Consider the following 18,237-nt stretch of genomic DNA (forward strand, 5'->3'; position numbering starts at 1 on the left):
CCCGGCGGCTGTGGTGTTTGAGGGTTTGAGTCGCGCTTGCGCCGTCGCGCTTGCTACTTGCCCTTGGCGGCGAGTTCTTTCAGCAGCGTGTCCACGGCTTCATCCATCCGCTCGCCGCGGACGTTCTTGTAGCGGATCACGCCCTTCTCATCGAGGACGTAGATTGTGGGCCACGAGGTGACGCCGTATTGCTGCGCGATGGGGCCGCCGGTCTTGCCGCCGTCGAACCACGAACGCCAGGTGATGTTTTCCCGCTTGAGGGCGGCGACGACCTTGTCCTTCGGGTCACTGTTGACGCCAAGCAGGGCGAAGGGCTGGTCCTTGAGTCTCGCCACGAGCGACCGCTCGTGGGGATACATGGCTCGGCAGGGCGGTCACCAATCACCCCAGAAGTCGATGACCACCACCTTGCCCCGGTAATCGGAAAGCTTGAACGCCTTGCCGTCGATGTCTTCGCCGCTGATTTCGGGCGCGACTTTGCCGATGGCGAAGTCCGCTCCCTTGGCAGCGGTCTCGGCCGCCTTCTTCGCGGCGCTTTGAATCGAAGCCTCGGTGCTCTTCTCCGCAAGGGCCTTGAGCAGCCGCGACGCCGGCTCGCTCTCGAGGCGTGGAAGCATCGCGATGAGCGGCAGCACGCGCGGGCTGTTCACGTGGTCGCGCGCGAGCAGGTCCATCGCCTTGGTCGCATCGGCGCTGCGCGGGTTGAACTGCACGACATACACGAACGCCTCGGCGGCGGCCGGGTCTTTGCCAAGCTTCTCCCCGAGCGCCAGGAACTGCGCGCCAAACTTGAGCTGCGGCGACTTGGCCATGATGGCCGCGCGTTGCTCAGGGGTCGGGTTCTTCGTGGCTTGCGCCTCGGTGACGAAGGCCTTGTAGGCGGTGTCGAACTCCTTCTTGAGCGCGCGGACTTGCTCGGAAGCGTCCTGCGCCCAGAGGACCAGTGGCGCGGCAAGGACGGCCGAGAGGCACGCCACGGCCACGATGCGGGACTTGGGATGGGATTTCATCGGGTGCGTTGGTTGCGGGGCCCAAGACCGGCGCGGCCGGTCTCGTTCTCCTGATTGGGAGCGGAGCATGGCAGACGGTCGCGGGGTTGAACACATGTTTCTTCGCCCGGGCGGAAGGTGGGCTGCGGACAGTCCCGGGACGGAAGAACCACGACCGCGAGCGGCCGCGAGCCCTCACGAGATTTCGCTTACGCTTCCATTTCCCGGTTGGTATAAGACCGCCAAGGTTATGGCGTGGGTTACCAAATCCGCGGCTCCTTGGAGGGCCACCGCCCTCCGCCGGTCCCCCGTGAAGCGGCCCGCGCACAACGCCCGGGCCGGGAGCGCCAGCCGCTGATGCCCTCGCATCCTCCATTTCAGTTCAAGGTCGCCACCGAGGAGTGGGAGTTCGAGCGCATTCACGAGCTCAACTACAAGACCTTCGTCGAGGAAATCCCGCAGCACGAACCGAGCGCCACGCGGCGGCTCGTGGACCGCTTTCACGCCGAGAACACCTACCTCATCTGCCTTTGCGGCGGCGAACTCGCGGGCATGCTCGCGGTGCGCGGCCGAAGGCCGTTCTCGCTCGACCAAAAGCTGCCCAACCTCGACGACCACCTGCCCGCGGGCCGCACCCCCTGCGAACTGCGCCTGCTCGCCGTCGAGCGGAAATACCGCGCGGGGCACGTCTTCCCCGGCCTGCTCTCGCAGCTTTGGAAGCACTCGATCGAACGCGGCTACGACATGGGCATCATCTCCGGCACCACGCGGCAGTTGAAGCTCTACCGGCATCTCGGCTTCAAGCCCTTCGGGCCGCTGGTCGGCTCGGGCGACGCGTGGTTCCAGCCGATGTCGCTCGTGAAAGAGGACTTCGAGCCAGTCATCGCGCGGTTACTCAACGGCTTCGAGGACGGCCCCGCGCCGCGTGAAAAGGTGAACTTCCTGCCCGGCCCCGTCGCCACGCACGCCGACGTGCGGCGCGCGTTCGAGGCCACGCCCGAGTCGCACCGCGGGGATGATTTCATCGCCACCTTGCAGGCCGTGAAGCTCCAGCTCGGCTCGCTCACGGGCGCGACGAAGGTCCAGGTGCTCCTCGGCTCCGGCACGCTCGGCAACGACACCGTGGCGGCGCAACTCTCGCTCGAATCCGCGCCGGGGCTCGTCCTTGCCAATGGCGAATTCGGGGCGCGCCTCGCCGACCACTCGCGTCGGTGGCGGCTTGGCTTTCAAACGCTCGAAGTGCCGTGGGGCGAACCGTTCGACCTCGACGACGTTGCCCGCGCGCTCGACCGCAAGAACGCCCCGCGATGGCTGTGGTGTGTGCACGGCGAGACCTCGACCGGCATCCTCAACGACCTTGAGGGCATCAAGCGCCTCTGCGCCGCCCGCGGCGTGAAGCTCGCCGCCGACTGCATCAGCACACTCGGCACGGCGCCCGTGGACTTGCGCGGCGTCTGGCTCGCGTCGTCCGCCAGCGGCAAGGGCCTCGCGGCATATCCCGGCCTTTCGCTGGTCTTCCACCATCACGACATCGCGCCCGCGCCGGACCGGTTGCCGCGCTACCTCGACCTCGGAATGTATGCCACGGCGCCGGGCGTCCCGTTCACGCAGTCCTCGAATCTCCTGCACGCGCTGCACGCCGCCGTCCGCCGCGTGGATTGGCCGCAGCGCCTTTCGACGCTTGCCGCCGACAGCGCCGCGTTGCGCGCGCGGCTCCGCAAGCTCGGCTTCCACGTCCTCGCCCCGGAGCCGCACTCGGCACCCGGTGTCGTGACGCTCGTCCTGCCGCCCGAGGTGGATTCGGGCGAAATCGGCCGCAAGCTCGAGAAGGCGGGCTATCTCCTCAGCGCGCACAGCGAATACCTGCGCCGCCGCAACTGGATCCAGATCTGCCTCATGGGCGAGTTCTCGCACGAATCGCTCGACGCGCTTGTCGGACGGTTGCAGCGGCTCGATTTGGCTTCGTAAGCGCCGGCGGCTTCCCCCTCGGCCTCGTGCCCCTGCTCGATCCGTTTTCCGTCCGGCTCCGCGCGCCAGTTCGCGAAGGAGGACGACGCCGGGGACGATCAGACCGAGACCCGCGACTCCGCTTGCCGACGGGTCGCCGCGACTTCACGCTGTCCGCGTGGCCGACACGAACTGGGAAGACCGTTATCAGCGCGCTGACACTCCGTGGGAAAAGGGCGAACCTTCGCCCGGCTTGGTGGACTGGCTCGCCGCGCACCCGCAATCTGCCGTCGCGACCGTGCTCGTGCCCGGTTGCGGCATGGGCCACGACGCGCGGGCCTTTGCCGCCGCGGGCTTCATCGCGACCGGACTCGACATCGCGCCGAGCGCGGTTCGACTGGCCCGGGAGAAGACCACCGCCGCCGGACTGAAGGCGGATTTCCAACCCGGCGACTTTCTCGCGGACAAACCCTTCGCGCGCGTTGACTGGATTTTTGAGCACACGTGCTATTGCGCAATCAATCCCACCCGCCGCGAAGACTACGCGCGCGCCGTGCTGCGCTGGCTCAAGCCGGGCGGACAGTTCCTCGCCGTCCACTACCTGATTCCCGACACGGACGGCCCGCCGTTCGGCACGACGCGCGACGAGGTGGTCGCGCGATTCTCTCCAAGGTTCGAGTTGTTGGAAGACTGGGTCCCGCGCTCGTATCCGAACCGCACCGGGCTGGAGCGGATGTTCTGGTGGCGGCGCGCCGCCGGGGACGAGGCGTGAGGAGGGGAAAACGCGCGCCGCCTGCTGCCCGCTTCTAACTCATCACTCGTCACTTCCCCCTTTCCCTCTCGCCACGCCTGCCCTGCTCCGGCATCGTCGGGGCATGGATGAACTGCAACAGCTCGACGAACTGATGACGTGCCGCCTGGACGACGGGCGAAAGGCCGTGGAACCGTGTTCGGTTGTCATCTTCGGCGCGAGCGGCGACCTCACCGCGCGCAAGCTCATCCCGGCGCTCTACCACCTGTTCAAGGAAAGGCAGATGCCGCCCGTGTTCCGCGTCATCGGTTTCGCGCGACGCGAGAAGAGCGACGACTCGTTCCGCCAGGAACTGCGCACGGCGCTCGACCAGTTCTCGCGCACGAAGCCCGTGGACGACGCGGTGTGGTCCGCGTTTGCCGCAAGCCTGCATTACTGCCAGGGGGAATTCGGCGACGTCGCGGACTACGCGAAGCTCGGCTCGTTGCTCGACAGTTTCGGCAATGCGCAACTCCGCCACAACCTGCTCTTCTACCTCGCGATCGCGCCGAGCCAGTTCGCGGAGGTCGTCGAGCACCTGCATCGCGCGGGCCTGCTTCACAAGGACGAGCCGCGCGGCTGGCAGCGCATCGTCGTCGAGAAGCCCTTCGGCACGGACCTGCCCAGCGCCACGAGGCTCAACGACGAACTCACGCGCTTCGCGCACGAGCGGCAGATTTACCGCATCGACCATTACCTCGGGAAGGAGACGGTGCAGAACATCCTCATGTTCCGCTTCTCCAATTCCATCTTCGAGCCGCTCTGGAACCGGCAGTCCGTGGACCACGTGCAGATCACCGTCAGCGAGAAGGTCGGCGTCGGCGGGCGTGGCGGCTATTACGAGGAAGCGGGCGCGCTGCGGGACATGGTGCAGAATCACCTCTCGCAGGTGCTCTCGCTCATCGGGATGGAGCCGCCCGTGTCGTTGCAAGCCGAGGCCATCCGCGACGAAAAGGTGAAGCTGCTCAAGTCCATCCGCCCCATCCGCGGCGCGGACGTCGCGAAGCAGATCGTCCGCGGCCAGTATTTTGCGGGCATGGTGGACGGCGAATTGCGCCCCGGCTACCGGCAGGAACCGAAGGTGAAGACCAACTCGAACGTGGAGACTTACGCGGCGCTCAAGCTCTACATCGACAACTGGCGTTGGAGCGGCGTGCCGTTCTACTTGCGCACCGGCAAGTCCATGCCGCTGTCAGCGAGCGAGGTGCGCGTGCAGTTCCGGCCCACGCCGCACGTGCTCTTCTCGGCCAAATGCGAGGGCAGGCTCGACCCGAACGCGATCACGCTGCGACTCCAGCCGAACGAGGGGATTTACCTGCGCTTCAACGGCAAGGTGCCCGGCACCACGCTCGCGGTGCGCCCGGTGCGGATGCACTTCAGCTACAACACGGCGTTCGGCGCCTACACGCCGGAGGCTTACGAGCGGTTGCTGCTCGAGGCGATGGCGGGCGATGCGACGCTTTTCATCCGCCGCGACGAAGTGGAAACCGCGTGGAGCTTCGTGGACCCGATTCGCGCGGCGTGGGAGGGCAAGGCGCTGACGAATCGCGAGTTTTACTCCGCGAACACCTGGGGCCCCGTCGCCGCCGAGGATTTGCTCGCGCAAGCCGGCCACGTCTGGCGCGATCCGGCGCCGATCAAGTAGTCATCACGTCTCGGCGGCGTAGGACTCGATGGGATCCGCTGCTTCCCCTTGATCTTCACGCCCGTGGGCATTCCGCGCCCGGGCTTGCCGGCGACCCAACTGGACGCTTCGCGGCCGTTCTGGGTGAGGTCCAGGATGAATCCTCCGGTCATCGAGAGCGCACGCGGTGTCACGGTTTCAAGTGCCGGTCGAGGAATTCGCCGGCGATTTCCTGTGCGTTGGGCGGATAGCGGTGGCCGGCGCGGTGGTTGAGCCAGCCGAGGTTGTCCGACGCGCCGAGCATCCCGTAAATGGGCCGCGCGGCTGCGATGAACGGCCAACTCCGGTCGCCGTCCGCGGACTCGCCCGCGAGCAGCAGGAATGCGCGCGGCGCGATCAGCGCGATGAGTTCGTGGTGGTCGCGCTTGAACTCCGCCTTCTTGATCTGCGGGCCGAGATACCACGGCGCTTCCCAGTTGCTGAAGCCCATGCCGATGCCGCCTTCGCTGAACACGGCAACCTGGTAACGCCCGTCGAACGCCGCCGCGTAGAGCACTTCCTTCGCCCCGAGCGAGTGGCCGATGGCGCCGAGCCGCGACTTGTCCACGTTGGGCTGCGCTTCGAGGAAGTCCGCCGCGCGGATGCCGTCCCACGTCATGCGCGCCATGCCGGTCCACGCGGGGTGCCGCTTCTGCATCAGGCTCACGTTGCCGAGGTAGTTCGTGCCGTCGTCGAAGATGAAGCAGCGCGGGCAGAGCACCACGTAGCCGCGCTTGACGAGTTGCACGCCGGTGGTGAGCTCGGGGTTCGAGGCGTCCACACCCGCGGGTTGTTGCGCGTGCGTGCGCACGGTCTGGTGGAAGACGACGACGCCAGGGCGGCGGCCCTGCCTTCCCCGCGGCGCAAGCAGGTAGCCGTCGGTGAAGACGCCTTCCTCGACCTGATAGCGCACGTGCTGGCGGGTCATCTCGGGGAATTCCTCGGTCTCGAGCACCTCGGCGCGGAAGGCCGGTTTTTGTTTCGGAAACTCGCCGAGGATGCCGGCCCACTCGCGCTTCAGCGTCTCGCGCCGCGCGTTCCACGCGTTGGTGGAGCGGATGGTGTTGATGCCGTCCCTGTCGGGCAGCAGCAGCGGCGAAAGTGCGGGCGCATTCGCGGGCGCGACCGTGGGCGGGCGCAGCAGGTTGACGGGTTCTTGCGCCAGGGCGGGGTGGACTGACAGCCACGAAAGAGCACCAAGAGCGCAGGGCACGATCAGCCCTTTGAGAACTTTGCGTTCCTTCGCGGCCAGGTTCGTCGTGCTCATTTTGTGGTGGTGCGGAGGTCGAGGCAGACAAGGTCGCCGGCCATGTTGCGCACGTAGAGGAGTCCGTTGGCGAGCACGGGCGCGGCCCAGCATTTGCCGGCGAATGTGTGCGCGGCGGCGAGTTCCTTGTAGCCGGCGGGCGTGGCCTCGATCACGGCGAGTTGGCCGGCTTCGCCGAGCGCGATGAGCTTGCCGTCGGATGCGATCAGCGAGCCGACGCCGAGGCCGGGGCGGGCCCACTTGGTCGCGCCGGTCTTCCAGTCGAGGCAGCGCAGTTCGCCCTCGCGCTTGTCCACCTGGCCGTGGAACGCGTAGAGATGGCCGCCGAGCACCACGCCCGCGTTGAAGTGGACGCGCGTGTCGGTTTTCCACACGTCGACGGGCTTGCCGGTGCGGGCCTCAAGCTTCACCGCGGGCGTGCTGTAGGCCGAAAGTTCGACGGTGCCGTCGTGGATGACGGGTTGGCCGGCGTTCGTGTCGTAGTTCGACTTGAACGGCGCGCGCCAGCGGACTTTGCCGGACTTCACCTCGACCGCCACGCACTCGCGATAGGTGAGCAGCGCGACGCAGCGCGTGCCGTCGATTTCGAACAGCGCCGCCGTCGCGTACGCTGCCGAGCCCCTCCCGTTTTGCCAGACGAGCTTTCCCGTCTCGCGGTCGAGCGCGGCGCCCGCGTCGCCGGCGTTGAGCACGATCAATCCGTCCACGATCAGCGGCGAAGACGCGAAACCCCATTCTGGCACCGCGAAGCCGAAGTCTTTGTTGAGCTGCTTGCTCCAGACGACGCTGCCCGCCTTCGCATCGAAGCAGAACATCCCGCCTTGCCGGCTCAGGTGGAAAACGCGGTCGCCGTCGAACGTGGGGACGCCCGTGGTGCCGCCTTCCCAGAAGCGGTCGCCCAGTGGCGCGGGATACGTGTGTTTCCAGACGGGCTTGCCGGTCACGGCGTCGAGGCACCACACGGTGTCCTCGCCGCCGGCTTCCTTGCGCGCATTGTGGCCGGTCGAGATGAGCAGGCCGCGCGAGACGACGACGGTCGAGACGCCTTGTCCGATTTTCGCGCGCCAGAGTTCATTCGGTCCGTCGGCGGGCCATTGCCACGACCAGCCGGTCTCGCGCGAAATGCCGGTGGCGTCCGGCCCGCGGAATCGCGGCCAATCCATCGCGCGCGAACCGGGCGCAACGCCCAAGGCGAGGAGCGCCGCGAGGGGCAGGACACGGGAACACGCGGGAGAGGTCATGGGCTTCACGTAACCGCACCGGCGCGAAGTGTCAATCGGGCGCTCCCCACACCCGCGCGCTCCGCCTCCACCGCCGCCGGGCTCAACCGTGAATTTGTTTGCCGCACCCGGAGTGCGTGTCTAGTTTTCGCGCTGTTCCTGCGGCGTTTCACCGCGGTTTGGCCCCTATGAGCGAGAAGCCACTCAGCCCGTCTGAAGTGACCGAACTTGTCAACGGACTCAATCGCCTCACGCGCAACCTCTGGTGGACGTGGAGCCAGGAACCGCAGGAGCTCTTCGCCGAACTCTCGCCACGCGGCTGGCAGAACCTCTACCACAACGCCGTGGCGATCCTCCACGAACTCACCGGCTACGAGTTGCGCGTGCGCTTGCAGGACCCCGAGTTCGCCGAGCGCGTGCGACGGGTGCTCCGGAATTTCGACACCTACTTGAAGGAGGAAAACACGTGGGGCCGGCAGCACGCGCCGGAACTCCTCGACCGGCCCGTGGCCTATTTCTCGGCGGAGTTTGGCTTCCACGAAACGCTGCCCATCGCTGCGGGCGGCCTCGGCATGCTGGCGGGCGACCACGCGAAGTCCGCGAGCGACCTCGGCATCGGCTTTGTCGGCATCAGCCTTTTCTACCGCGAAGGGTATTTCCAGCAGACCTTCAACCCCGACAACTGGCAGACGGAATACTACACGCTGCTCAAGCCGCGGAACCTCCCGCTCGAACCGGTGCTCGACGCGAAGGGCGACCCGCTCGTCTGCCATGTGGAGGTGGGGATGAATCAGGTCAGCTTCCAGGCGTGGCGCGTCAACGTCGGACGAGTCCCCGTTTATCTGCTCGACACAGACCGTCCCGACAACGAGCAGCGCTTCCGCGATCTCACCCTGCGTGTTTACGGCGGCGACAGCACCACGCGCATCATGCAGGAACTCGTGCTCGGCGTCGGCGGCGTGAAGCTCCTGCGCGCGCTCGGCCTTCAACCGTCCGTCTTCCACATGAACGAGGGCCACGCGGCGTTTCTGACGCTCGAGCTCATCCGCGAGAAAATCGCCGAGGGGAAGAAATTCAAGGAGGCGTTCGCCGAGACGCGGCAGTCGTGCATCTTCACGACGCACACGCCCGTCGAGGCGGGGCACGACCGCTTCAGCACGGACCTGATGGGCTACGCGCTCAACAAGTATCCCACCCAGCTCAAGATCGCCTTCAACGAGGTGATGGCGCTCGGCCGCGTGACGCCCGACAACGAGCAGGAGCCGTTCTGCATGACCGTGCTCGCGCTCAAGTGCTCGCGCGCCGCCAACGCCGTCAGCGAACTCCACGGCCGCGTCAGCCGCCAGATGTGGCACTGCCTGTGGCCCGACCGCAGCGTGGACGACGTGCCCATCGGCCACATCACGAACGGCATCCACCTGCTCGGCTGGATGAAGGGTCCCGTGCGCCGGTTCTGGCGCCGCAAGCTCACCGCGCCCCCGCACGCAGGCGAGCCGCCGAGGGGCGCGACCACCTCCTTCTGGCGCAAGAACCCCGTGCAGCCGTGGGAGACGGAGGTCAACTCACCCGAGTTCTGGCAACGGATGGAGGATCCCGCCTTCATCAGCGACGAGGAACTCTGGTCGCTCCGCTACCGGCTCCGGCGCGAACTCATCGAATTCACACGCCGCCGGCTCTTGCTTCAAGGCCACCGGCTCGGGCAGAGCGACTTCATCACGTTCGATGCGCTGCTCAACCCCGACGCGTTGACCATCGGCTTTGCGCGCCGCTTCGCCACCTACAAGCGCGCACCGCTGATCTTCCAGCAGTTTGAGAACATCGTGAAACTGGCCCATGACCGCGCGCGTCCCGTTCAGTTCGTCTTCGCCGGCAAAGCCCACCCCCGCGACGACGAGGGCAAGCGCTTCATCCAGCACATCATCCACCTCGGCAAATACAGCGACCTCAAGGGCCACCTCGTCTTCATCGAGAACTACGACGTCCACGTCGCCCGCTCGATGGTCTCCGGCTGCGACGTGTGGCTCAACAACCCGCGCCGCCCGCTCGAAGCCAGCGGCACCAGCGGCATGAAGGCCGGCTGCCACGGCTGCCTCAACCTCTCCATCATGGACGGCTGGTGGCGCGAAGGCTACGACGGCACCAACGGTTTCTCCATCGGTGGCGACTCTCACCCCGACAACGTCGAGGAGCAGGACCGGCAGGACAGCGAAAACCTTTTCCGCGTGCTGACCGAGGAAGTCATCCCGATGTTCTACAACCGTGACGCCAACGGCATCCCGCGACAGTGGATCACGCGCATCCGTCGCGCCATGTCCACGCTCGTGCCACAATACAACACCTGGCGCATGGTGCAGCAATACACGAGGGACTTCTATGTCACGGACTGACGGCCGGCCTCACGCCCCGCAGTAACCGCGCGCGAGTTCCGCGAATGCCCGCGTCTGTCGTCCGGCCCAGTTTGCGTCGCAGCCTAACTCCTTCGCCATCAACTCCGCGACGAGTGGCGCAACGACGACACTTCCCCTCGCATCCAGCATCAGCCAGCGCGTCCGCCGCGCCAGAAAGTCCTCCACCGTCCGCGCCATTTCGCTCCGCACCCCTTCGCGCACGAGTGGTTCGAGCGCGTCCCGCGTCGTCGCGACACCGTCCGCATATCCGAAAGCCGGGAGCCCCGAGCCGTCATCGGGCAGCTCCAACTTCGCGGTCACGCACGGCCGCCGCCCGAGTCCACCCACGACCGCCACCCGGTCCACGGTGTCCTCCGCCATCTTGCGGTAGGTCGTCCACTTGCCGCCCGCGATGGTCACGAGTCCCGAATCGGAAACGACCAAAGTGTGGTCACGCGACAACCGCGACGTGCTCGCGCCCGAGCCGCCCTTCACCAGCGGACGCAAGCCCGCCCACGCGCTGAGCACGTCGGCCGTCGAGGGTGCGCGCGCCAGATGTTCCGCCGCATGCGAGAGGAGGAACTGAACCTCATCCTCGCGCGGCCGGGGATCAAGAGGCGTTTCGCTCACGGGCGTGTCTGTCGTCCCCACGACAACGCGCCCGTGCCACGGGATGGCGAAAAGCACGCGGCCATCGTCCGTCTTCGGCACCATCAGCGCGGAGTCGCCGGGAAGGAACTCCCGCGGCAACACAAGGTGCGCGCCCTGACTCGCGGCGATCATCGGTGGTGAGTTCCCATCGTCCAACCGGCGGACCGGATCTGTGAACACGCCCGTCGCGTTCACCACCACCCGGGCCTTCACCTCGAACTCGGCGCCGCTCTCCATGTCCCGCACTCGCGCGCCGCAGACCCGGCCGTCGCGTTTGAGCAACGTTTCGACCCGCACGTAGTTCGCCGCAACGCCGCCGTAATCGAAAACCGCGCGGGCCAGCGCCAGCGCCAACCTCGCATCATCGAATTGCGCGTCCCAATACAGCACCCCTCCGCGCAAGCCGTCCGCGCAGACCCCCGGCACGCGCGCGAGCGCCTCACTGCGCGACAGCAGTTCAGTCGCGCCCAACCCGAGCGAGCCGGCGAGCGCGTCGTAGAGCTTGAGCCCGATGCCGTAGAACGGCCTGTCACTCCAGGTCCGGCACGGCACGACGAACGCCAGCTTGCGAACAAGATGCGGCGCATTCTGTAACAGCAGCCCGCGCTCGCGCAGCGAATCGCGAACCAGCGCGAGGTTTCCCTGCCGGAGATATCGGACGCCGCCGTGGATGAGCTTTGTGCTGCGGCCCGAGGTGGCCTTTGCGAAATCGTGCTGCTCCACCAGCGCCGTGCGAAAGCCCCGCGACGCGGCATCCAGCGCCGAGCCCAGCCCCGTGGCGCCACCTCCGATGACGAGCACGTCCCACGTCTGGCCCGCCTCCCGCAAGGCGCGCAACGCGTCGTCTCGATTCACGGCGCGACCATGGCGGACGCCCGCCGCCAATGCCAGCGAATCGCGCGGGACCCCGTTGAGAATGTTCTTTCCACCATCCGCGCCATGCCGTTAATTCGCGGCCAACTTTCTACGAACATGAAAATTGTATTGGCATACTCGGGCGGATTGGACACCTCGGTTCTCCTGTCCTGGATCAAGGACAAATACGACGCCGAAATGATCGCCTTCTGCGCCGACATCGGGCAGGAGGACGAATTGCACGGCCTCGAAAAGAAGGCCCGCAACACCGGCGCGTCGAAGATTTACATTGATGACCTTCAGGAGGAATTCGCGCGCGACTTCATCTTCCCCATGATCCGCGCCGGCGCGATTTACGAGGGCCAATACTTCCTCGGCACAAGCATCGCGCGCCCGCTCATCGCCAAGCGCATGGTCGAAATCGCGCGCAAGGAAAAGGCCGACGCCATCGCCCACGGCGCGACCGGCAAGGGCAACGACCAGGTGCGCTTCGAACTCACCGCCGCCGCCCTCGCGCCGGATTTGCAGGTCATCGCCCCGTGGCGCGACGCGCGCTACCGCAGCGAATTTCCCGGCCGCGCCGAGATGATCGCGTATTGCGCGAAGAAAAAAATCCCCGTGCAGGCCAGCGCGAAGAAGCCGTTTTCGTCCGACCGCAACCTGCTGCACATCTCCTACGAGGCGGGCATCCTCGAAGACCCGTGGCTCGACGCGGGCGCGCCGAAATATCGCGGCTCGTTCAACACGCTCTCCGTGTTCCCCGAAGACGCGCCGGGCAAGCCGGAGTTCGTCACGCTGGAATTCGCGCGCGGCAACTGCGTGGCCGTGAACGGCAAAAAACTTTCGCCGCTCGGCGTGATGCAGGCGTTGAACCAACTCGGCGGCAAACACGGCGTCGGGCGCGTGGACATGGTGGAGAACCGTTACGTGGGCATGAAATCGCGCGGCGTGTATGAGACGCCCGGCGGCGCGATCCTGCATTTCGCGCACCGGCAGATGGAATCGCTCACGATGGACCGCGAGGTCATGCACCTGCGCGACGCGCTCATCCCGCGCTATGCGGAGCTGGTGTATTACGGCTACTGGTATTCGCCGGAGCGGCTGGCGTTGCAAACGCTCGTCGAGGAATCGCAGAAGAACGTGCGCGGCACGGTGCGCGTGAAACTTTACAAGGGCAACCTCATGGTGGCTGGACGCAAGTCCCCGGTGAGCCTTTACAATCCGCACATCGCCACGATGGAGGCCGACCCGACCAAAGCCTACAACCAGGACGACGCGACGGGTTTCATCCGGCTCAACGCGCTGCGGTTGAAGGTGGCGGCGAAGGTTCACGCGAAGAAAAGGATTTAACGCAAATGCGAGTGGTCTCCACACCAGCGTGTTCGTGGCAGCGGCGCGTTCAGCGCGCAGCGCAAGCTACGCGCCCGTCAATGACCCAGCCCGTCGGGGCGATGATTCTCCTTGCCCCGGTGCGCTGACCGGCCTTCCATTGTCTGCCATGACTGAAAGGCAGAAAGTCGACGACGTCATTGCCCAGCTCGAGGCGCACGTCGAAAGATGGAAGAACTTCAACCGCTTCATCAACAAGGCCCGCGCCAGGCAATCCTCCGAGGACGATGAGATGGCGTTCCTCGAATGCAAGAGCGTCATCCTCCAGGAACTCGAGGTCATCTGCGCGGCGTTCGAAAGTGGCGCGCCCAACAAGGACGACATCCGCGCCATCATCAACAACGCGCCTTCCATCCGTTCCATGGGCGAGATGAACGACAACTCCCTGCGCGCCCTCGAATCCTCGTGGCACAAGGTCTTCGGTGACTGGCAGACCATCCTCGGCCAGCTCAAAGTCCGGCAGCGCCAGATGGCCAGCGAAAGCAGCGGGTTCTTCGGAAAGCTGTTTGGGAAAAGGTAGCGGGCGAGAGTATTCGTGTTCAGCCTTCAGCCTTCAGCCTTCCAGATTCCACATCGCCCGCGAGCAGCCGCGGCTCAGCCTCGGATGCAGGCGCTCCGACGACTGAATACTGAACACTGAACACTACCGCCCTCCCGCCGGCTTCGTGAACGCGCTGACGTTCTTCACCTTCGCTGACTTCGCCGCATCGAGCACGCTCACGATCGGGCCGAACGGCGCCTTCTCATCCGCACGGATGGACAGCGACACTTCCGGATTCTTGGCCACGTGCTTCGCGAATTCCTCCTCCAACCGCTGGATTGTCACGGGCCGCTCGCCGAGATAAAAGTGCGGTTCGTCCTTCGCGACCGTCACGAGCATGGGCGCGCTGTCTGCAGCGCCTTCCTTGGCCTGCTTGGACACCGGAAGCACGAGCTTGATCACCGGCTGCTTCTTGAACGTGGTGCTCACCACGAGGAAGATCAGCACCACGATCAGCACGTCGATCAGCGACACGATGATCACCGAGGGCGGATTGCGCCGCTTGTTCGGGAGGAAGCGCATGGCTACGAGGACGCCCTCACTCGGTCACCCTCCCGCGCCGTTCGCCGTTGCTTCCATAAAACCGCCGCAGGAAATCATCGCACTCGCTCTCCAATTCCACCGCCAGCGTCTCGACCTTCCGCGTGAAGTAGCTCCACGACACCAGCGAAGGGATCGCGATCAGCAACCCCATCAACGTCGCGCGCAACGCCAGCGCGATGCCGCCCGCGAAGCGCCCGCCGTCCGCCGCCGCGCCCGCGTCCATCGTCCCGAACAACAGGATCAAACCGTAGATCGTCCCGACCAGCCCGAGCAGCGGCGCGATGCCCGTGGTGATTTCGAGCACCACGATCCCGCGCTCCAGCCGCGCCACTTCGTGCCGCGCCCGCGTCTGCAGCGCCTCGACGTTTTCAGACCGCGGACAATCCAGATGCGTCGCCGCGGCCACGAGCAGCCGGCTCAGCGCGGATGGGTGGTCCTTGCAGATGCGGTGCAGCATCGGCAGCCCGGCATCGCTCCGGCAATTGCGCGCGGCCTCCGACACGTCCGGCGGCAGCACGCGGTGCCATCGCAGCGCGAACGCCCGCTCGATGATGAACGTCACGCTGACGATCGAGGTCAGCACCAGCAGCAACAGGATGAGATTTTCCATTCGGAGAAACGACGGGCTGATTCAACCGCGTTCACTCCGCCCCGCGCAAGACAAAGGAATTCGCGTGTCGCCCGGTCGATTCCGGGTTAGCGTTGCCTCCCGCGGGGGCTTGCGCCAACCTCCGTGCCATCATGTTCAAGCCGACCGACCTCTTCGACCTGACACAGACCGAGCACGCGGCGCTCTTCGACGGATGCGAGCACGCGTGGGACGCGCTCAAGAAACTCAAGGCCTACATCGAGGCGAACTGCCGGCCTGAAAACCGCGCCCGCGTCGAAGGCGCCGCGCGCATCGGATCGATGGTTTTCATCGGCGAAGGCACCGTCATCGAGGACGGCGCGATGGTCAAGGGCCCGGCCATCATCGGGAGGCACTGCGAAATCCGCCACGGCGCTTACATCCGCGACCACGTCATTGTCGGCGACGGCTGCGTGGTGGGAAACTCGTGCGAGCTGAAACACTCGATGCTCTTCAACAACGGCCAGGTCCCGCATTTCAACTACGTGGGCGACTCCATTCTCGGCCACAAGGCGCATCTCGGCGCGGGCGTGGTGCTCTCGAACGTGAAAGTCGTCGCCGGCAACGTGACCGTGGAGGTGAACGGCAGGCCCATGGACACGGGCCTGCGGAAGTTCGGCGCGATGCTCGGCGACCGCACGGACATCGGCTGCAACTCCGTGCTGAACCCTGGCTCCGTCATCGGCCGCGGCTCGGTGGTGTATCCGACCACGAACTGGCGCGGCGTGCTCCCGCCTGATTCCATCGCGAAGAACAAAGCCCCGGTGGAGGTGGTGACGCGGCGCAAGAGTTGAAGTCCGCCATCGGCCGGACGCGGTGGTCGGCGGCTTCAATCAAGGGCGGTCCGGCGGCGGGTCGCCGCGCAAGGCTCGCTTGGCGAGCCAAGCCGGAGGCGAGGAGGCCAGCGTCGACATTGCGCGTGGGCAGCCAGAGTTGCCAGACCTCCTCGGCGGTGAAGAGCACGTGGGTGATGGCGCTGCCGAGCAGCCAGCCGCGCCGCGCGAACCGGAAGGCGCGTCCGCGCCGCGCCCAGTTCAGCACGAAGGCGAAGCCGCCGATGAGCAGGAAGTGGCAGGCCTTGTCGCCGCCGGGGATGGTGCGAATCCACGCGAAGATGAACAGCCACTCGGCGGGGTCGGCGAATCACAGGATGGCGCCAAGGATCGCCGCGCGGACGATGCAGCGGCGCGGGCGCACGGCCGTGAATTCTCACCCGGTCATCTGCACGAGCCGCACGAACGGGATGAGGCGCGGCTGGAGGTCCTTCACGCCGAGCGCGGACAAGTCTTCGAGCGGGATGGCGTCGGCGATGTCGAACTGGCCGCTGACGAGGCGGCGAAGGTTGCGCAGGTGGGCGCCGCAGCCGAGTGTGCGGCCGAGGTCGAAGGCGAGGGTGCGGACGTAGGTGCCCTTGGTGCAGGCGACGCGAAACCATGCGATGGGCTCGGCGTAGGCGGTGAACTCGTAGGTGTAGATGTGGACAAGGCGTTCCTTGCGCTCCACGTCCATGCCTTTGCGCGCGAGTTTGTAGAGGGGCACGCCCTTGATTTTCACGGCGGACACCATGGGGGGGAGTTGCATCACGTCGCCGTGAAACGTGGCGGCGGCGGCGTTGAGTTGGTCGAGGGTGAGCGGCGGGACGGCAAGGGTGGCGGTGACTTCGCCGTCGGCGTCGTAGCTGGCGGTCTCGACGCCGAATCGCATGGTGCCCTCGTAGACTTTGTCGTCGGCCATGAGTTTCTCGGCGAGCTTGGTGGCGCGGCCGAGGAGGAGCACGAGCAGGCCGGTGGCGTTCGGGTCGAGCGTGCCGCAGTGGCCGACTTTTTTGACGTGGAACAGCCCGCGCACACAGTCCACGACATCGTGCGAGGTGAGGCCGGCGGGCTTGTCGATGAGAAGGGCGCCGTCGAGCAGGTCGAACGTGTGCATCGTGGAGGGTCCCGATTCGGAATCGGGATCAGTGCGCGGCGGCGATGGACTTCTTGATGGCGGCGAGCACGCGCCGCTGAATGTCGGCGGGGTTGCCGCGGATGCGCGCGCCGGCTGCGGCCGGATGCCCGCCCCCGCCGAAGGGTGCGGCGATTTCGTTGACGTTCACCGCGGCGCTCTTGGAGCGGAGGCTGACACGCGTGAGGCCCGGCCCGGCTTCCTCGAAGACGCACGCGACGATGACGGGCTCGATGTCGCGGATGTGGTCGATGAGGCCCTCGCTGTCGGCGGGGTCGGCGCCGGTGCGGGCGTAATCAGATTTGCGCAGGCGGACCCACGCGATGCGGTCGGAGTCGGCGAGGCGGAAGTGGTTGAAGACGTGGCGGAGGAGCTTCATGCGCGAGACGGGGAAGGACTGGTAGACCTCGTGGCAGATGCGGGCGAGGCTGGCGCCGCGCTTCACGAGCTCGGCGGCGACGTGGTAGGTGGACGGGCGCGTGCTCGGGTATTGGAACGAGCCGGTGTCGGTGGAGACGGCGGTGAAGAGGCAGTCCGCGATCGGCGGCGTGATGGGCCAGTTGGCGGCCTTGAGGAGGCGGAAGATGAGCTCGCCGGTGGAGGCTTCGCGGCCGGAGACCCAGTTGATGTCGGCGTAGCGGGTGTTGCTCTCGTGATGGTCGATGTTGATGAAGACGCGCCGGTCCGCGATGTGGGCCGCGAGCGTGCCGAGGCGCTCGACGCTCGCGCAATCCGTCGCAATCACGGCGTCGAACGCGCAGCCGGCGCGCGGTTGCTGCATCAGGCCGTCGGGGACGAGGAACGCAAGCTTGTGCGGCACGCGGTCCTGGTTCCAGCAGGCGACCTTGCGGCCGGTGTCGCGCAGCGCGAGCGCGAGGCCGACCTGCGAGCCGATGCAGTCGCCGTCGGGCCGCATGTGGCCGACGACGCAGACACGTTTGCAGCCGCGGAGGGCGTCGAGGATGCGGGAGACGGTTTTGGGAACGGGCCTCACGGGGCGGGGAAGAAGGCGGTGGTCGGTGGTTATCGCTTCGGCTCTTCCTTGGGCAGCGTCTTCTCCACTTCCTCAAGGATGGTGAGCACGCGGTTGCCGCGTTCCACGGAGTCGTCGTAGAGAAACCGCAGGACGGGCGTGTAGCGGAGGACGATGTCGGCGGCCATGAGGGACTGGATGCGGGCGCGGTGCTTGTCGAGCAAGGGGATGGCGGCGTGGCGCTGCTGGGGGCTGCCGATGACGCCGATGTAAACGGTCGCGGTCTGGAGGTCGGGCGCGACTTCGACGTCGTTGACGGTGATGAGGCCGGCGGTCTCGATGGCGAATTCGCGGCGGACGATTTCGCCGAGGCTGCGCTTGAGCATCTCGTTGACGCGGTCGAGACGGCGGTGCGGCATGGCGTGGAGGGTGCGAGTGGTCAGGGGG

17 protein-coding genes are annotated in these 18,237 nt (G+C 66.4%); 7 read left to right on the forward strand and 10 right to left on the reverse strand.

The features are described from left to right. Window positions 1-53: 53 nt before the first annotated feature. The gene (locus tag FJ386_02475; GenBank protein MBM3875568.1) at window positions 54-359 is read right to left on the reverse strand and encodes a TlpA family protein disulfide reductase; all 306 of its coding nucleotides are present in this window, start codon (window positions 357-359) and stop codon (window positions 54-56) included. A 15-nt stretch (window positions 360-374) separates the two neighbouring features. Then, a complete protein-coding gene (locus tag FJ386_02480; protein MBM3875569.1) occupies window positions 375-1,106 on the reverse strand; it encodes a redoxin domain-containing protein in 732 nt (243 codons plus the stop codon). 240 nt (window positions 1,107-1,346) lie between these two features. On the opposite strand from FJ386_02480, the gene FJ386_02485 reads away from it, so the two are divergent. The 3 genes from FJ386_02485 to zwf all read left to right on the forward strand — a co-directional run bounded on the left by FJ386_02485 (window position 1,347) and on the right by zwf (window position 5,371). Further along, window positions 1,347-2,957, forward strand: coding sequence for an aminotransferase class V-fold PLP-dependent enzyme (locus FJ386_02485; protein ID MBM3875570.1), 1,611 nt, complete (start codon window positions 1,347-1,349; stop codon window positions 2,955-2,957). 157 nt (window positions 2,958-3,114) lie between these two features. Beyond that, window positions 3,115-3,708 carry a methyltransferase domain-containing protein gene (locus FJ386_02490; GenBank protein ID MBM3875571.1) on the forward strand — a complete coding sequence of 198 codons (594 nt, stop codon included), beginning with the start codon at window positions 3,115-3,117 and terminating at the stop codon, window positions 3,706-3,708. A gap of 103 nt (window positions 3,709-3,811) precedes the next feature. Then, window positions 3,812-5,371, forward strand: coding sequence for a glucose-6-phosphate dehydrogenase (gene zwf, locus FJ386_02495; GenBank protein ID MBM3875572.1), 1,560 nt, complete (start codon window positions 3,812-3,814; stop codon window positions 5,369-5,371). 169 nt (window positions 5,372-5,540) lie between these two features. Here the strand turns inward: zwf and FJ386_02500 are convergent, their stop codons facing one another. Continuing rightward, window positions 5,541-6,749, reverse strand: coding sequence for a dienelactone hydrolase (locus tag FJ386_02500; protein ID MBM3875573.1), 1,209 nt, complete (start codon window positions 6,747-6,749; stop codon window positions 5,541-5,543). Continuing rightward, window positions 6,653-7,897 (reverse strand): alcohol dehydrogenase, encoded by a 1,245-nt coding sequence (locus FJ386_02505; protein ID MBM3875574.1) that lies wholly within the window; start codon window positions 7,895-7,897, stop codon window positions 6,653-6,655. The genes FJ386_02500 and FJ386_02505 overlap by 97 nt, the downstream gene beginning before the upstream one ends. Before the next feature lie 167 nt (window positions 7,898-8,064). Here FJ386_02505 and glgP point away from each other — a divergent pair, with 167 nt between their 5' ends. Next, window positions 8,065-10,263, forward strand: coding sequence for an alpha-glucan family phosphorylase (gene glgP / locus FJ386_02510; GenBank protein ID MBM3875575.1), 2,199 nt, complete (start codon window positions 8,065-8,067; stop codon window positions 10,261-10,263). Between the two features lie 9 nt (window positions 10,264-10,272). Here glgP and FJ386_02515 read toward each other — a convergent pair whose 3' ends face one another. After that, the gene (locus FJ386_02515) at window positions 10,273-11,769 is read right to left on the reverse strand and encodes a glycerol-3-phosphate dehydrogenase/oxidase (protein MBM3875576.1); all 1,497 of its coding nucleotides are present in this window, start codon (window positions 11,767-11,769) and stop codon (window positions 10,273-10,275) included. Window positions 11,770-11,886: 117 nt separating this feature from the next. Between FJ386_02515 and FJ386_02520 the strand changes: the two genes are divergently transcribed. Beyond that, window positions 11,887-13,119 (forward strand): argininosuccinate synthase, encoded by a 1,233-nt coding sequence (locus FJ386_02520; GenBank protein MBM3875577.1) that lies wholly within the window; start codon window positions 11,887-11,889, stop codon window positions 13,117-13,119. 148 nt (window positions 13,120-13,267) lie between these two features. Next, window positions 13,268-13,678, forward strand: a complete 411-nt coding sequence (locus FJ386_02525) for a hypothetical protein (protein ID MBM3875578.1) — start codon at window positions 13,268-13,270, stop codon at window positions 13,676-13,678. A gap of 123 nt (window positions 13,679-13,801) precedes the next feature. Here the strand turns inward: FJ386_02525 and FJ386_02530 are convergent, their stop codons facing one another. Next, on the reverse strand, window positions 13,802-14,221 hold the full coding sequence (locus FJ386_02530; GenBank protein ID MBM3875579.1) for a biopolymer transporter ExbD: 420 nt from the start codon (window positions 14,219-14,221) through the stop codon (window positions 13,802-13,804). 16 nt (window positions 14,222-14,237) lie between these two features. Continuing rightward, window positions 14,238-14,852 (reverse strand): MotA/TolQ/ExbB proton channel family protein, encoded by a 615-nt coding sequence (locus FJ386_02535; GenBank protein MBM3875580.1) that lies wholly within the window; start codon window positions 14,850-14,852, stop codon window positions 14,238-14,240. Window positions 14,853-14,983: 131 nt separating this feature from the next. Here FJ386_02535 and FJ386_02540 point away from each other — a divergent pair, with 131 nt between their 5' ends. Continuing rightward, entirely contained in the window at window positions 14,984-15,664 is a 681-nt protein-coding gene (locus FJ386_02540; protein ID MBM3875581.1) for a UDP-N-acetylglucosamine diphosphorylase, read from the forward strand. A 415-nt stretch (window positions 15,665-16,079) separates the two neighbouring features. Here the strand turns inward: FJ386_02540 and truB are convergent, their stop codons facing one another. The 3 genes from truB to rbfA are packed head-to-tail and all read right to left on the reverse strand — an operon-like array spanning window position 16,080 to window position 18,209. Beyond that, window positions 16,080-16,799 carry a tRNA pseudouridine(55) synthase TruB gene (truB, locus tag FJ386_02545; protein MBM3875582.1) on the reverse strand — a complete coding sequence of 240 codons (720 nt, stop codon included), beginning with the start codon at window positions 16,797-16,799 and terminating at the stop codon, window positions 16,080-16,082. A gap of 28 nt (window positions 16,800-16,827) precedes the next feature. Beyond that, on the reverse strand, window positions 16,828-17,811 hold the full coding sequence (locus FJ386_02550; GenBank protein MBM3875583.1) for a bifunctional oligoribonuclease/PAP phosphatase NrnA: 984 nt from the start codon (window positions 17,809-17,811) through the stop codon (window positions 16,828-16,830). 29 nt (window positions 17,812-17,840) lie between these two features. Continuing rightward, window positions 17,841-18,209, reverse strand: coding sequence for a 30S ribosome-binding factor RbfA (gene rbfA / locus FJ386_02555; protein ID MBM3875584.1), 369 nt, complete (start codon window positions 18,207-18,209; stop codon window positions 17,841-17,843). Window positions 18,210-18,237 lie beyond the last annotated feature (28 nt).

The organism is Verrucomicrobiota bacterium (genome assembly GCA_016871675.1).
Classification (GTDB): Bacteria; Verrucomicrobiota; Verrucomicrobiia; order Limisphaerales; family VHCN01; genus VHCN01.

Bases quoted from the DNA above. Each gene is read 5' to 3' on its own strand.
- FJ386_02480 (MBM3875569.1), bottom strand. From the start codon at position 1,106: ATGTGTTCAACCCCGCGACCGTCTGCCATGCTCCGCTCCCAATCAGGA.
- FJ386_02520 (MBM3875577.1), top strand. From the start codon at position 11,887: ATGAAAATTGTATTGGCATACTCGGGCGGATTGGACACCTCGGTTCTC.
- FJ386_02540 (MBM3875581.1), top strand. From the start codon at position 14,984: ATGTTCAAGCCGACCGACCTCTTCGACCTGACACAGACCGAGCACGCG.
- FJ386_02505 (MBM3875574.1), bottom strand. From the start codon at position 7,897: ATGACCTCTCCCGCGTGTTCCCGTGTCCTGCCCCTCGCGGCGCTCCTC.
- glgP (MBM3875575.1), top strand. From the start codon at position 8,065: ATGAGCGAGAAGCCACTCAGCCCGTCTGAAGTGACCGAACTTGTCAAC.
- FJ386_02530 (MBM3875579.1), bottom strand. From the start codon at position 14,221: ATGCGCTTCCTCCCGAACAAGCGGCGCAATCCGCCCTCGGTGATCATC.
- FJ386_02475 (MBM3875568.1), bottom strand. From the start codon at position 359: ATGTATCCCCACGAGCGGTCGCTCGTGGCGAGACTCAAGGACCAGCCC.
- FJ386_02525 (MBM3875578.1), top strand. From the start codon at position 13,268: ATGACTGAAAGGCAGAAAGTCGACGACGTCATTGCCCAGCTCGAGGCG.
- FJ386_02500 (MBM3875573.1), bottom strand. From the start codon at position 6,749: ATGCTGGGCCGCGCCCGTGCTCGCCAACGGACTCCTCTACGTGCGCAA.
- FJ386_02485 (MBM3875570.1), top strand. From the start codon at position 1,347: ATGCCCTCGCATCCTCCATTTCAGTTCAAGGTCGCCACCGAGGAGTGG.
- rbfA (MBM3875584.1), bottom strand. From the start codon at position 18,209: ATGCCGCACCGCCGTCTCGACCGCGTCAACGAGATGCTCAAGCGCAGC.
- truB (MBM3875582.1), bottom strand. From the start codon at position 16,799: ATGCACACGTTCGACCTGCTCGACGGCGCCCTTCTCATCGACAAGCCC.
- zwf (MBM3875572.1), top strand. From the start codon at position 3,812: ATGGATGAACTGCAACAGCTCGACGAACTGATGACGTGCCGCCTGGAC.
- FJ386_02535 (MBM3875580.1), bottom strand. From the start codon at position 14,852: ATGGAAAATCTCATCCTGTTGCTGCTGGTGCTGACCTCGATCGTCAGC.